Source organism: Gordonibacter urolithinfaciens, assembly GCF_900199375.1.
GTDB classification, from domain to species: Bacteria; Actinomycetota; Coriobacteriia; order Coriobacteriales; family Eggerthellaceae; genus Gordonibacter; species Gordonibacter urolithinfaciens.
The window spans coordinates 2000211-2011749 of record NZ_LT900217.1; the positions used below are offsets into that span (position 1 = coordinate 2000211).

Below are 11539 nucleotides of genomic sequence, written 5' to 3' on the forward strand. Positions count from 1 at the left end.
CTGCTTGCTGAAGGCCCGCGGGTGGTCCAAGCGAAGGCGCCGATCTGCCCGGTCGCTGAGAGCAGTTGGTGTCGGGGCGGTTGCGCCCAAGGTCGAAAGAGGAGGAAGGCGATGGTCTACTTAGTTGCATCGACCGCCATCATGGCGCTATGCGCCGTACTGGCGGCGAGAACGCTCGGCTGCGTGAGGGAGGAGCGGCTTGCGCAGCGGGCTTGGGCCGCCTCGGCGGCTTCGGGCAGACTGCCCGGCCGTTCGGCGCAAGTCGAGCTTCCGATCCGGCGCGCGCCTTCCGGCCCGGAGCGCGACACGCCGCTTGGCAGGTTGCTCTGCGCCGCAGGCATCGGGCTGACAGCGCGGCAGGGGGTTGCCGCCACGGCCGGAACGGCTGTGCTGGTGGGCGCGTGCGCGGGTGCGGCGAGCGGGGTCGCCGCATTCGGGGCGGTGGCGGCAGGTGCCGTGCCTGCGCTGGCCTACCTGCGCTTGCGCCAGCGTTGTCGCAAGCGCAGCGAGCTGCTGGACGTCCAGCTTGCCCATGCGCTTCCGCAGATAGCGGCCAGCCTGCGCAGTTCGCTCACGCTGGAGCGTGCGCTGCGCGTCGCCCTCGTGCATATGGACGATCCCCTTCATGGCGAGATCGCGCGCGTGCTGGCCGATGCAACCTACGGCATGCCCCTGCACGAGGCGCTCGAAGGCATGGCGCACCGCACTCAGAGCGAGGACGTGAGGACCCTCGCCTCGGCGGCACGGATGCGCCAGGGCAGCGGCGGCAGCGTCGCTGCCGCCCTCGCCCTGGTCTCGTCGCGCGTGAACGCCCGTCTGAAAGCGGCGCGCGAGCTCAAGGTGGAGGTGGCGGGGACGCGCCTGGCGAAGTGGTTCGTCGCCGGAGCCATGCCCGCCATCTTCCTCATCATGTACGCGATGAACGACGATTTCGCGCGTTTCTACACGACCGAGCCGCTCGGCTGGGCCGTGCTCGGCGCGGCGTCGGTTATGGAAGCGGTCGGCCTGGCGCTGGCGCATGCCGTCACGTCGCTCGATCGAAGGTAAACGGCCTGCACGGCAGATGGAAAGAGGGGCGGAGCAATGGAAGGATCGTGGATCGCGGCCATCGTGCTGCTGGTTCTGGGAGGCGGTGCCGCATGCGCTGTCTACGAGGTGCTGGTAAGGAGGTTTGCCCCACAGCGCACCGGGCGCGCGAAGATGGGCGAGGCGCCGGTGGGCGACCGGCCTCGAACGGCGCGCGGAGACCCGGGCGCACGGGAGGGGACGGGGAACGCACGCCTAGGGGCGGACGAGCGGTCGGGCACGGCGCAACGGCGGGCGGCTGCGAGGTCGGGTTCGGCACGGCGGCAAGCGGAGGCATCGCGCTCGCTTTCGGGCGTCCGCATCCATGGACTCGCTGGCTCATGGCGCGCGCTCGCAGCCGCGTGCGGCGCCCGGGGGCGTTTCCTCGGGGCGGCCACGAAGCGCGTCGAGCGCTTGCTGCCCATGACGCGTGCCGACGGCGACGCATACCGTGCCGAGATAGCCCGGGCTGGGTGGAGCATCGAGCCCGAGACGTGGCGCGTGCTGCGCATCGTGGCCGCGACAGGATGCGGCGCGTTGGCGGGCGTCGGGGCGGTGGCCGCAGGCGCGGTTCCGATCGCGGCGCTCGCCGTCGTGGGCACCGCCGCCGTTGCCGGATGGACGGCACCGCGCCTTGCTATCGCGCAGGCCGCCGCCCGCCGGCGCCAGGCGATCGAGGCGCAGCTTCCCGACGCCATGGAGCTGCTGGGCATCGCGATAGCGGCCGGCTCGCCGGTCGAGCAGAGCTTCCGCGAGGTGGCGCAGAACCTCCGGCCGCCGCTTTCGGGCGAGTTCGAGGCCGTCGACCGCGAGGTGAACCTGCTGGGGCACTCCCGCGAGCAGGCGCTCGACCATCTTGCCGCGCGGTGCGCGAGCAGGGAAGTCTCGGCGTTCGTCGCGCAGCTCGCCCAGGCGGTGAGCCAGGGCTCGTCCATTGCCGAGGGGCTGTCGTCGCAGGCGGCCCTTGCTCGCGAGACGGCGCAGGCGGCGGCTCTCGAGCGCATCCGCAAGATGCCGACGAAGCTGGACGTGGTGCTGTCGTTCTGCTTCCTACCGCCCACCATCGCGCTCGTCGTCGTGCCGACGGTGGTCGACCTGCTGAAGTTCCTGAACGATACGCTGCAATGAGAAGGGTGATTGCCATGGGTGAGCAACGGGGAAGCGGCGCGGCTTTTGGCGGTGGCGGGCCGCGGGACGCAGCAACGGGCACCGCGCGTCCGGATGCCGACGCTGGTGCCGCACCGTCGGGCGCCGGCGCCGTGCATCCCGGCGGGGCGCCGGGTGGGAGGCCGCAGAGGCGCGGCATCTCGCGGCGCGCGTTTTTGGGGCTGGGCGGCACTGCGGCGTTGACGCTGCTGCTGGCGCCGCGCCTGGCCTGGGGTGGCGTGGGCGGCGGCAGCTGGGGGAATGCCGGCGGCACGGCGTACCCCGGGTCGCACTTCGGCTACGACGGGGGCTGGGGCTACTCCAGCAACGGCAAGGTGTGGCTCGCGGTGAGCAGCAATGCCACCATCGGGCGCATGACCGAGCTGTTCGTGGAGATAGCGGTGACATCCTACTACGCCAACGGCGGCGCTTGGTCGCCCACGTGGTTTACCGACTACCCCGACACTCACGTCGACTCGTTCGTGCGCAACGAGGCGGGGGTCTGGCTGTCCTCCACGAGCGGCTTCTACGATACCACCTACGATAGCGCGTGGTTCCAAGGCCCCTATGCCACGCACCGCCTGCGCGTAAGGCGGGAGGTCTGGGACTGGTGGTCGTGGGCCGGGGTGCGCGCCTGGTGCGACTCCCCCGACAGCGCCAACGGCATAAACACCACGGCCGAGGCATCGCAGCTGATCCCGCACCATCCGCTTGTCGACGATCGTTCGTGGCAGGGCAAAATCGTCACCTTGCGTCCCGAAGCCGCTCCCCACCTGCGTCTCGATGCCAGCGGCGGCGGCACTGTCAACGGTACCAACATACTGGCATGGAGTGCGTCGGACTACACGAACCAGCACTGGCTCGTGCTCACGAGCGCCCAGGGCCGCACATGCCTCGTGCCCGTGCACACGGGCGAGGCGCCGCTTTTTGCCGATGTGTCCAGCAACGACTGGAACGACGGCGACAACGTGCACCTCTGGAGCGGCACGGGAGGATGGAACCAGTCGTTCTGGCTGCACGACCTGGGCACGGGCTACCATATGATCGTGCCCGAATGCTCCGGCTGCGCCCTTGACCTGGCGGGTGGAGGGCAGGGCAACGGCACGAACGTCGCCCAATGGAACTGCTACGGCGATTGGAGCAACCCCAACCAGCACTGGGCTCTGGAAGAGCCGCTGTTCCGCGAGCGGGATCCGGGTGCGCTGGTGCTTTCCGGCATCGATAGCTCCGGCGAGGACGAGGGTGCTGGCGAGACCGGCAAGGTCGAGAGCACAAGCGAGACCGACGATGCTGGCGAGGCGCGCAAGGCCTGCGAGGCCGAGCCAGGTGCGGTGCTCGCACCTTCCGATCCTGATCGCGCGTGCCTGCCGCGCAACTACCCGGGAACAGCGGGCATGTTCTACCGCTACGCCTGGTACCGCGGCGCGTCGCCGGGGGAGCGTGCGGAGACCGTGAGGGAGCCGAGCCAGGAGCCGGCGTACGAAGTGGCGGAGGGCGACGAAGGCGCGTACCTCACCTGCGTGGTGAGGGCGTACGCGCGCTACGGTAACGTGCCGTATCAGGGCGAGGTCGAAACTGCGTCGGTGCACGTCCGCTCCCGCCGCGTGCGCGTGCGCTTCTTCGCGGACGGCGACCCGGAACCATGCTTCGTGGAAGAGCCCGACCGCGGGAGCGCCTACGTGCCCCCGCAGGCCGCCTGGCAAGCTGCCGAGAAACCCGGTTGCGCCGGCGTGGACGGCTGGTACCGCGATGCGTCCTGCACCGAGGCCTTCGTTGATGGCGCTCTGGTCGAAGGCGACCTCGACCTGTTCGCGCGCAATCGCGTAGAGCTGACGTACGCCCAGGCCGACCGCTCCTGCCTGCTGGCCTCGCCACGCGCGTACTTTCTCGACGAGGCATGCGAGCATCCGCTGCCCGACCCGTCGGCCTTGCTGCCGTCCCCGGCATCTCTTCACTACGGCGACCGCGTGTCCTTCGCCCGCGGGGCGAGCGCCTGGTACGAGGACATGGGCCGCGTCCGCGAGGCATCGTGTGCCCTGGGCGCCTACGCCGCCCCCGATGCGGCCGACCTCCCGCTCCGCAGCGCCCGCCTCACCTGCAACACCACGGCCTACCTCCTGTGGCGCACCCCTGCCTACGACGGCATCGCGCTCTCGTGATATAAACCTTGCTCTTGAGTAATACTTACTCGTGCGTTATAGTGAAAGGAGCGATTAGATGCCGCCGAAAGCATCCGAAGTGTATCGCCGTCTCTTGCGAGAAGGTTGGCGTGAGCAAGAAGGCGGGAAGGGCTCGCACCGAAAGTTGAGACGGAATGGCGTGATGATAATCGTTCCCTATCATCGGAGGGAGTTGAGGGCGAGAACATGGGAGAGCATTAGGAAAAAAGCCGGCTGGAAATAAACAGGGAACAGAAGGAGTCGACATGCGCTACACCTATCCAGTGCTCGTCATCGAGGACGAGCTAGGAGGCTACTGCACGTACCTGAACGATTTCGATCAAGTGACAGAGGGCGAGGACATCGCCGAGGCTATCGAGATGGGCGCCGACGCCCTTTGGCTCATGATCGACGACTACCTCCAGCTGGACAAGCCGCTTCCCAAGCCGACGTACCCCGAGGAGCACAAGGGCCTGCTCGTGGCCATCTCGGTGGATGTGGACACCGAGCGCGGCTTGCTCACCACGAAGATGGCGGCGGGCCTGCTCGGCGTGAGCGACGCGCGCGTGCGGCAGATGGTGTGCTCGGGCCAGCTGGCCTCCAAGAAGATCGGCCGCGACAACTACGTCTACCTGTGGAGCATCCGCGAGCGCCAGGCCAACCCCCCGAAGCCGGGCCGCCCCAGGAAGAAGGCCGGCTCCGCCCCTGCGAAGGAGACGGAGGCGGTGTAGCGGCCGGTCGTCGGCGTGCATCGCGTGAGCGCCTGACTGCGGCAAGGCTCCGGCCGCCGTGCCCCCTACGCCCCCGTCAAGCTGGCGGCCGCGTTGCCGCCAGCCTCCGCCGAGCGCATGCGCACGCGTCCTGCGGCAAGCGCCACGGCGAAGACGGCGGCCGCGAACAGCACGATGATGCCGAGGTTGCCCAAAATCGGCGCGGCGGACTCCCAGGTGACCTCGGCGAGGTGCGCGCTCTCGGTGACGGCCTGGGTGTACCAGTACGTGGGGAAGAACTTCGCCGCCGTCTGAATCTCGGCGCCCAGCAGGTCAAGGCTGATCCACGCCCCGCCCATGAACGCCATCACCATGCCGCCGATGTTGCCCACCGCGTTCGTGGTGGCCTCGCCCACGCCCAGCTGCCCCAGAAGAAAGCCCACCGCCAGCGGCACGAGCGCCAGCGCGAACGCCGCCGCCAGCATGAGCGCGACGGCCCCTGCGGGCACGCCCTCCAGCGTGTACCCGAACGCCGCCAGCCCGATGCCGCAGGTCACTGCGCACACCGCCATGGTCACCAATAGGCTGGCGGCCGCCTTCCACAGGCCCAGCCGCACGCTGCCCACAGGCCCCACCTGCGTGCGCCGCAGCACGTCGGTGCGGTTGAACGCGCCCATGAGCAGGCTCACGCACACGATGATGGCGGCCATGAGCGTGTAGGAGCACCACATGAGGTAGAAGGCGAAGCGGTCGGCCGGTATGGCGCCGCCCTGCGTCCGCACCGTCTCGACGTCCGCCGTCTGGGCGGCGGCATCGTCGGCGCGCGCCAGCACGTCGGCCGCGGAGGCGTCCGGCTCGAGCGCGGCCTCGGCCCGCACGAGCCCCAAATACTGGTTCGCCTGCTGGTCGAGCAGCGTGCCGGCCATCGTCCCGTAGCTGTACGCCACCTCGACGGCGGGCACGTCCTCGCCCGAGCGCGCCGCATCCAAGAACGCGCGCTCGTACCCCTCGGGCACCACGAGCACGCACTTCGCCTGCCCCTTGGCCACGGCGTCCTGCATCGCGAAGGCGTCGTCGGCGATTTCGATCCGCTCGCCGTGCTCGCCCAGAAACGCGGCCAAGTGCTCGGAGAGCGCGCTGCCGTCCCGATCCACCACGGCGAACGGCTCCCTCGCCGCCTCATAGCTTCCTTCTTCCGTGTCGGGGGCGACGCCCATGGCCACGAACAGGCCGAGAAGGCTCAAGAAACCCACGTACACGACCACGTACACCGGGTGCGTCAGCACCACGCGCAGGGCGGTTTTAAAGACTTGCATAGCGCTGCCTCCTCACGAACAGGGCGGACACGGCGAACACGACGGCGGTCATCGCAAGCAACAGGCCGACTTTCTCGGCGAAGGGCACGAGCGAGTCGTAGTAGTACAGGCTGTAGAACGTGTCGGTGACCACCTTGGCGGGGTTGAGCGAGGCGAGCAGCGGATAGTCGCGCGCCAGCTGGTCGGCCATGTTCATCACCGGCTCGCCGTAGAGCCCCGCGAACAGCGACAGCAGGCAGGTCGTGCCGGTGAGCAGGCCCGTCTTCACGCCGAACCCCACCTTGGGAAGCGATCCCAAAAGCGTGCCGAACGCGGTGGAGAACAGCGCGCACACCGCGATGGCCCCGATGCAGGCAACCTCCCGGCCCGCGAAGTCGATGCCCGCCGTGAAGCGCATGTAGGCCAGCGCCGCCAGAAGGCACGCTGTCGCCAGCACCCAGCTGGCCGCCAGCGCGGCCGCGAGCGTCTTCCCGCGGCTCACGGCGCCCACGGCCCGGCGCGCGCCCAAAGGCGAGAGGTTCGGCTGCGCCTCGCACACGGCCACCATCCCTATCTGCGCGCAGAACAGGCAGGCCATGCCCAGAAGCGCGTAGTAGAACCGCACCGATTGCGAGGGCTCGCTGCGCGTGAGCGACACCTGCACGGTGGCGTCGCCCTGCGAGAGCGCGCGCTCCACCAGGTCGGGGTCGGCCAGCGCCATCGGGTTGTCATGCGCGATGCCCTTGAGCAGGTCGGCGTTGCGCACGTAGGTGTCGGCCACCGTGTTCAGGATGGTGCGGCCGATCTGCTTCGTGCCCACGCCGTCGGAGACGGGAGACACCGCCAGATGCGGCGCGCCCTCGCCATCCACGGACAGCACGCCCATCACGTCGCCCGCCTCCAGCGATCCTCGCGCCTCCTCGGCGGTGGCGAACTCGCGCACGTCGAGCAGCTGGTCCTCGCCGGGCTGGGACAGCTCGTCCACCAGGGCGGAGAATTCCTCGTCGGCGCGGTAGGCATCGTCGGCCACCACCGCCGTGGGCACGGCCTCGAACGACATCGAGCTGTCGAGGTTCGCGAACATGAACATGAACAGGGTGCACAGGATGATGGGGAAGGCGAGCGCCCACACCGCGAGCTCCGTCTTCCGCGTGAGCACCGCCAGCGCCCCTCTGAATGCGTTCCACATGGTCGGCCCCCTAGTCCCTGAGCGCTTTGCCGGTGATCTCGAGGAACACGTCGTTCAACGTGGGCGGCTCGGCGTAGATGCGCCCCGTGGCCACGCCGCGTGCGGCGAGCGCGCCCAGCACGTCGGCCACGTTGTGCGCGCCGTTGCCGCAGTCGGCCTCCAGCATGGTCCCGTCGAAGGATGCCCCCAGCACGCACGGCAGCTCGCGCACGGCCGCCAGCACGGCATCGTCGCACGCGTCCACCTCCACGCGGATGCGCTCGCCCGTGCCGATCATGGCCTTCAGCTCGTCGTTCGTTCCGGTGGCCAGCGCCCGCCCCGCATCCATGATCATGATGCGCGTGCAGATGTCCTCCACCTCCTCCATGTAATGGCTCGTGTACACGATGGTGGAGCCCTGGGCGTTCAGGCGCAGGATGCCCTCGAGGATGGCGTTTCGGCTCTGCGGGTCCACGGCCACGGTGGGCTCGTCGAAGAAGATGAGCTCGGGCTTGTGCGCGATGCCGCACGCGATGTTCAGCCGGCGCAGCAGGCCGCCCGAGAGCTTGCGCGGCCGGAACTTTGTGAAGTCCTCCAGCCCCACGAACGCGATGGCCTCCTCCACGAGCTCCCGGCGGCGGCGCTTGTCGTCGACGTAGAGCGCGCAGAAGTAGTCGATGTTGCCGCGCACGGTGAGCTCCTCGAACACCGCCACGTTCTGCGGCACCACGCCGATGCGGCGCTTCAGGTCGTAGCGAGACGGCTTCATGTCCTCGCCGAACAGGCGGATGGCGCCCTTGTCGTAGGTGAGCAGCTGCAGCATGCAGTTGATGGCGGTGGTCTTGCCCGAGCCGTTGGGGCCCAACAGGCCGAACACCTCGCCCGGCGCGATGTGCAGGCCGAAGTGGTCGAGCGCCACCACGTCGCCGTAGCGCTTCACCAGGTTGTCGACCGCGATGATGTCTTCCATGGGAATCCCCCTGCCTTCTCCTCGATGATGGTTCCATGATGGTCCCATCGCGCCCGCCGCGCCAGTGAGCGCCGTCATCGATCGCGCCGACCGCCCCATGACAAATGTCACGGATTCTCCGCGCACGCGCGCATGCGGCGTGTGCGGCCGCATGCGACCTGCTACCATGGCCCCCATGGAGAGAATCGTCGACAAGGCCATCGTGCTCGTGTGCTGCCTCGCGTGCTTCGCGGTGCTGCCGTGGGAGGTCGCGCTGCTGCTCGCGCTGCTCGCGGCCGTGGCCGCCTCGGCGCTCGGCGAGGCGCTGCCGGAGCGGTTCGCCTTCGTCCCGGCGCTTGTCTATGCGCTCGCAGCATTCGCGTGGCCGTCGTTCGCCGCGTTTCTGGCGCTCGCGGTGTACGATCTCGCGCGCGATGACCATCTGGCAATCCGCTGGTGCTGGCTGCTCCCCGCGCTCTCGGCGTTCGTGCGCCTCGAAGCCGCGCTCGCGCTCCTCATGGCGCTGGCCTGCGCCATGGCCCTTCTGCTCTCGTACCGCACGCGCCGCTTCCAAACCGAGCTTGCCGCGTACCGCCGCCTGCGCGATGACGTGCAGGAAACCTCCCTTGCGCTGGAGGAGAAGAACCGCGGGCTGCGCGACAAGCAGGACCTCGAAGTAAGGCTGGCCACGCTGGCCGAGCGCGGCCGCATCGCACGCGAGATCCACGACAACGTGGGGCATCTGCTCACGCGCTCCATCATGCAGGTGGAGGCGCTGCAGGTGGTGCACCGCGACGACGAGCGGGTGCGCTCAGAGCTGGCGCAGGTGGGGGCCACGCTGCACGAGGCCATGAGCACGGTCCGCGCCAGCGTGCACGACCTGCACGACGACGCGTTCGACCTGGAGACCCAGCTGAGGGAGGCGGCCGAGGCCTTCACGACGCTCGCCGTGGACATCGACTACCGCGCGTCCGACGTGCCGTCCGACGTGGGCTACGGCTTCATAGCCATTGTCCGCGAGGCGCTTTCGAACGCCTCTAAGCACTCCGACGCCAGCCGCGTGTCCGTGTCGGTGGCCGCCTACCCGGCGTTCTACCGGCTGGCCGTGCACGACAACGGCTCCGTACCGCCGCCCGCCTCCGTGCTCGACCGGCAGGGGGCCGACTCGCCGCTCGCCTCCGGGACCGCTCGCGGCATCGGGCTGGCCACCATGTCCGACCGCGCCCGCGCGCTGGGCGGCATGCTCCGCGTCGACTACGACCAGGGCTTCAAGGTGTTCGTCACCGTACCGAAGGAGGATATCCCATGAGCGAGGAGAAGGCCGCGGGCCCGTCCGCGGCGCAGGAGGGGCGCATCCGCGTGTGCATCGTGGACGACGACCCGTTCGTCACCACGTCGCTCGCCACCATCCTGGCCGCCGAGCCCGACGTGGCCGTGGCGGGCGAAGGCTGCGACGGCGAGGCAGCTGTGGCGCTGTTCGAGCGCGAGCGGCCCGACGTGCTGCTCATGGACATCCAGATGCCGGGTACGGACGGCCTTGCGGCGGCCGAGCGCATCCTGGCCGCGCATCCGGAGGCGCGCATCGTGTTCCTGACCACGTTCTCAGACGACGAGTATATCGTGCGGGCGCTGCGCCTGGGCGCGAGGGGCTACCTCATCAAGCAGGAGGTGGCCACCATCGCCCCGGCGCTGCGCACGGTGACGTCCGGCCAGAGCGTGCTGGGCGGCGAGGTGCTCGGCCGCGTGGAAGCCCTCGTGCAGGGCAGGGGGCCGTCCGGCACGGCACGGCTGGCACCTGCTGGCGTTGCCGCGGTGCCGCCGGCGCAGAGCGCCGAGCAGGCGCATGCCGCCGCCGCGCTCGAGCTTTTGTCCGAGCGCGAGCACGCCATCGTGGAGCAGGTGGCCGAGGGCCTGGACAACAAGGAGATAGCCGCCGCCCTCTACATCAGCGAGGGCACCGTGCGCAACCACATCAGCGCCATCCTGCAGAAGCTCCAGCTGAAGAACCGCACCCAGCTGGCCATCGCATACTACCGCGCACGGTAGCCGTCCCCCTGTCACGTCCGCAGCCCCTCTGGCGCGCCCGCCGTTGCCCGGCCGTTGCCGGAAACCTCCCGCAAGCCTGGCGTCGCTGTGCTATGATGGCTTCCGTAAATGATACTAAAACTATACCAATTAAAGGAGCCACCATGCCCCAGAAGATCGAACTGAAGGTTTCCGGCATCGACGTCGCCATCGCCTACGCCAACGAGAGCGACCAAACGGTTACGCAGCGCGAGATCGAGGCGTACATCGACCGTGCGCATGCCCAGCATCCCGGCCAGGTGCTGCAGTCCCTGAATCTGGACGTCGACGGCGAAGACGTGGGTATCACGTATGGGTTCGAGGCCGTGCCGTTCGACCGCATCCGCCGCATCACGGGCTACCTGGTGGGTACGATGGACCGCTGGAACGATGCGAAGACCGCCGAGGAATCAGACCGCGTCAAGCACGGCCTCGCTCGCGAGGACCGCGCCCTCACCTGCTCGAACGGCTGCTAGCGTTCCCGCAGTGCGCGCGAGCCCCGAGAAGCGGCCGCCCGGCTCCCTCCGGACAGGCGCGCTCTCGGGGCTCGTCGTTTTTTCTGCGGCCTCGCGCGCGGCGCAGGCGAGGGCGGCTTGATTGCTAGCCGAGGATGCGGGCGAACTCCTTCTCGGCATCTTCCTGCAGCTTCTTGTCTATGGCCACGTAGGCGTCGAGCAGCTTGTCGCCGGCTTCGGTCAGGGTGGATCCGTGCGCGCCGTCGCGGTCGAGCAGCTGGATGCCCAGCGCCGCCTCGGTGTCCTTCACGATGCGCCACGCCTTGCTGTAGGCCATGCCCATGCCCTTGGCGGACGCGTTGAGCGAGCCCGTCTCGCGCACGCCCAGGCACAGGTTCGCGATGCCGCGCCCGAACAGCGAGCCGCTCTCGGATTCGGGGTTCATGATGGACAGCCTGATCGTCGGCTTCAGGTTCGCAAGTTCGCTCATAGTCTATCCTCGTCCTTTTCTGGTCATGTCCGCCGTCG

12 protein-coding genes are annotated in these 11539 nt (G+C 69.1%); 8 read left to right on the forward strand and 4 right to left on the reverse strand.

Going from position 1 to position 11539, the window contains the following annotated elements; all coding sequences use genetic code 11:
• Window positions 1–111 precede the first annotated feature (111 nt).
• Genes BN3560_RS08560 through BN3560_RS08580 form a run of 5 tightly spaced genes read left to right on the forward strand, consistent with a single transcriptional unit; the run spans window position 112 to window position 5101 of the window.
• Window positions 112–1047 (forward strand): type II secretion system F family protein, encoded by a 936-nt coding sequence (locus BN3560_RS08560; RefSeq protein ID WP_096227733.1) that lies wholly within the window; start codon window positions 112–114, stop codon window positions 1045–1047.
• A 36-nt stretch (window positions 1048–1083) separates the two neighbouring features.
• Window positions 1084–2193: a type II secretion system F family protein gene (locus BN3560_RS08565; protein WP_227115108.1), complete on the forward strand. Its 1110-nt coding sequence runs from the start codon at window positions 1084–1086 to the stop codon at window positions 2191–2193.
• A 14-nt stretch (window positions 2194–2207) separates the two neighbouring features.
• A complete protein-coding gene (locus tag BN3560_RS08570; RefSeq protein WP_157780562.1) occupies window positions 2208–4370 on the forward strand; it encodes an RICIN domain-containing protein in 2163 nt (720 codons plus the stop codon).
• A 58-nt stretch (window positions 4371–4428) separates the two neighbouring features.
• Complete coding sequence (locus BN3560_RS08575; RefSeq protein ID WP_096227735.1) at window positions 4429–4614, forward strand: type II toxin-antitoxin system HicA family toxin; 186 nt, start codon at window positions 4429–4431, stop codon at window positions 4612–4614.
• 22 nt (window positions 4615–4636) lie between these two features.
• Window positions 4637–5101 (forward strand): type II toxin-antitoxin system HicB family antitoxin, encoded by a 465-nt coding sequence (locus BN3560_RS08580; RefSeq protein WP_096227736.1) that lies wholly within the window; start codon window positions 4637–4639, stop codon window positions 5099–5101.
• 65 nt (window positions 5102–5166) lie between these two features.
• Here the strand turns inward: BN3560_RS08580 and BN3560_RS08585 are convergent, their stop codons facing one another.
• Genes BN3560_RS08585 through BN3560_RS08595 form a run of 3 tightly spaced genes read right to left on the reverse strand, consistent with a single transcriptional unit; the run spans window position 5167 to window position 8513 of the window.
• Window positions 5167–6396: an ABC transporter permease gene (locus BN3560_RS08585; protein ID WP_096227737.1), complete on the reverse strand. Its 1230-nt coding sequence runs from the start codon at window positions 6394–6396 to the stop codon at window positions 5167–5169.
• A complete protein-coding gene (locus BN3560_RS08590; RefSeq protein WP_096227738.1) occupies window positions 6383–7564 on the reverse strand; it encodes an ABC transporter permease in 1182 nt (393 codons plus the stop codon). The genes BN3560_RS08585 and BN3560_RS08590 overlap by 14 nt, the downstream gene beginning before the upstream one ends.
• Window positions 7565–7574: 10 nt before the next feature.
• Entirely contained in the window at window positions 7575–8513 is a 939-nt protein-coding gene (locus BN3560_RS08595) for an ABC transporter ATP-binding protein (RefSeq protein WP_096227739.1), read from the reverse strand.
• Window positions 8514–8688: 175 nt separating this feature from the next.
• On the opposite strand from BN3560_RS08595, the gene BN3560_RS08600 reads away from it, so the two are divergent.
• From BN3560_RS08600 to nrdD, 3 genes are all read left to right on the forward strand, one after another.
• Window positions 8689–9801 carry a sensor histidine kinase gene (locus BN3560_RS08600; RefSeq protein WP_096228643.1) on the forward strand — a complete coding sequence of 371 codons (1113 nt, stop codon included), beginning with the start codon at window positions 8689–8691 and terminating at the stop codon, window positions 9799–9801.
• Window positions 9798–10538, forward strand: coding sequence for a response regulator transcription factor (locus tag BN3560_RS08605; protein WP_087190017.1), 741 nt, complete (start codon window positions 9798–9800; stop codon window positions 10536–10538). The genes BN3560_RS08600 and BN3560_RS08605 overlap by 4 nt, the downstream gene beginning before the upstream one ends.
• Window positions 10539–10681: 143 nt before the next feature.
• Window positions 10682–11032, forward strand: a complete 351-nt coding sequence (nrdD, locus tag BN3560_RS08610) for an anaerobic ribonucleoside-triphosphate reductase (RefSeq protein ID WP_096227740.1) — start codon at window positions 10682–10684, stop codon at window positions 11030–11032.
• A gap of 124 nt (window positions 11033–11156) precedes the next feature.
• On the opposite strand, the gene BN3560_RS08615 is transcribed toward nrdD, so the two are convergent.
• Complete coding sequence (locus BN3560_RS08615) at window positions 11157–11501, reverse strand: winged helix-turn-helix domain-containing protein (RefSeq protein ID WP_087190015.1); 345 nt, start codon at window positions 11499–11501, stop codon at window positions 11157–11159.
• Window positions 11502–11539 lie beyond the last annotated feature (38 nt).

Coding starts and splice junctions, on each gene's coding strand:
- BN3560_RS08590 (WP_096227738.1), bottom strand. CDS start 7,564: ATGTGGAACGCATTCAGAGGGGCGCTGGCGGTGCTCACGCGGAAGACG.
- BN3560_RS08600 (WP_096228643.1), top strand. CDS start 8,689: ATGGAGAGAATCGTCGACAAGGCCATCGTGCTCGTGTGCTGCCTCGCG.
- BN3560_RS08565 (WP_227115108.1), top strand. CDS start 1,084: ATGGAAGGATCGTGGATCGCGGCCATCGTGCTGCTGGTTCTGGGAGGC.
- BN3560_RS08585 (WP_096227737.1), bottom strand. CDS start 6,396: ATGCAAGTCTTTAAAACCGCCCTGCGCGTGGTGCTGACGCACCCGGTG.
- BN3560_RS08570 (WP_157780562.1), top strand. CDS start 2,208: ATGGGTGAGCAACGGGGAAGCGGCGCGGCTTTTGGCGGTGGCGGGCCG.
- BN3560_RS08605 (WP_087190017.1), top strand. CDS start 9,798: ATGAGCGAGGAGAAGGCCGCGGGCCCGTCCGCGGCGCAGGAGGGGCGC.
- BN3560_RS08615 (WP_087190015.1), bottom strand. CDS start 11,501: ATGAGCGAACTTGCGAACCTGAAGCCGACGATCAGGCTGTCCATCATG.
- nrdD (WP_096227740.1), top strand. CDS start 10,682: ATGCCCCAGAAGATCGAACTGAAGGTTTCCGGCATCGACGTCGCCATC.
- BN3560_RS08575 (WP_096227735.1), top strand. CDS start 4,429: ATGCCGCCGAAAGCATCCGAAGTGTATCGCCGTCTCTTGCGAGAAGGT.
- BN3560_RS08595 (WP_096227739.1), bottom strand. CDS start 8,513: ATGGAAGACATCATCGCGGTCGACAACCTGGTGAAGCGCTACGGCGAC.
- BN3560_RS08560 (WP_096227733.1), top strand. CDS start 112: ATGGTCTACTTAGTTGCATCGACCGCCATCATGGCGCTATGCGCCGTA.
- BN3560_RS08580 (WP_096227736.1), top strand. CDS start 4,637: ATGCGCTACACCTATCCAGTGCTCGTCATCGAGGACGAGCTAGGAGGC.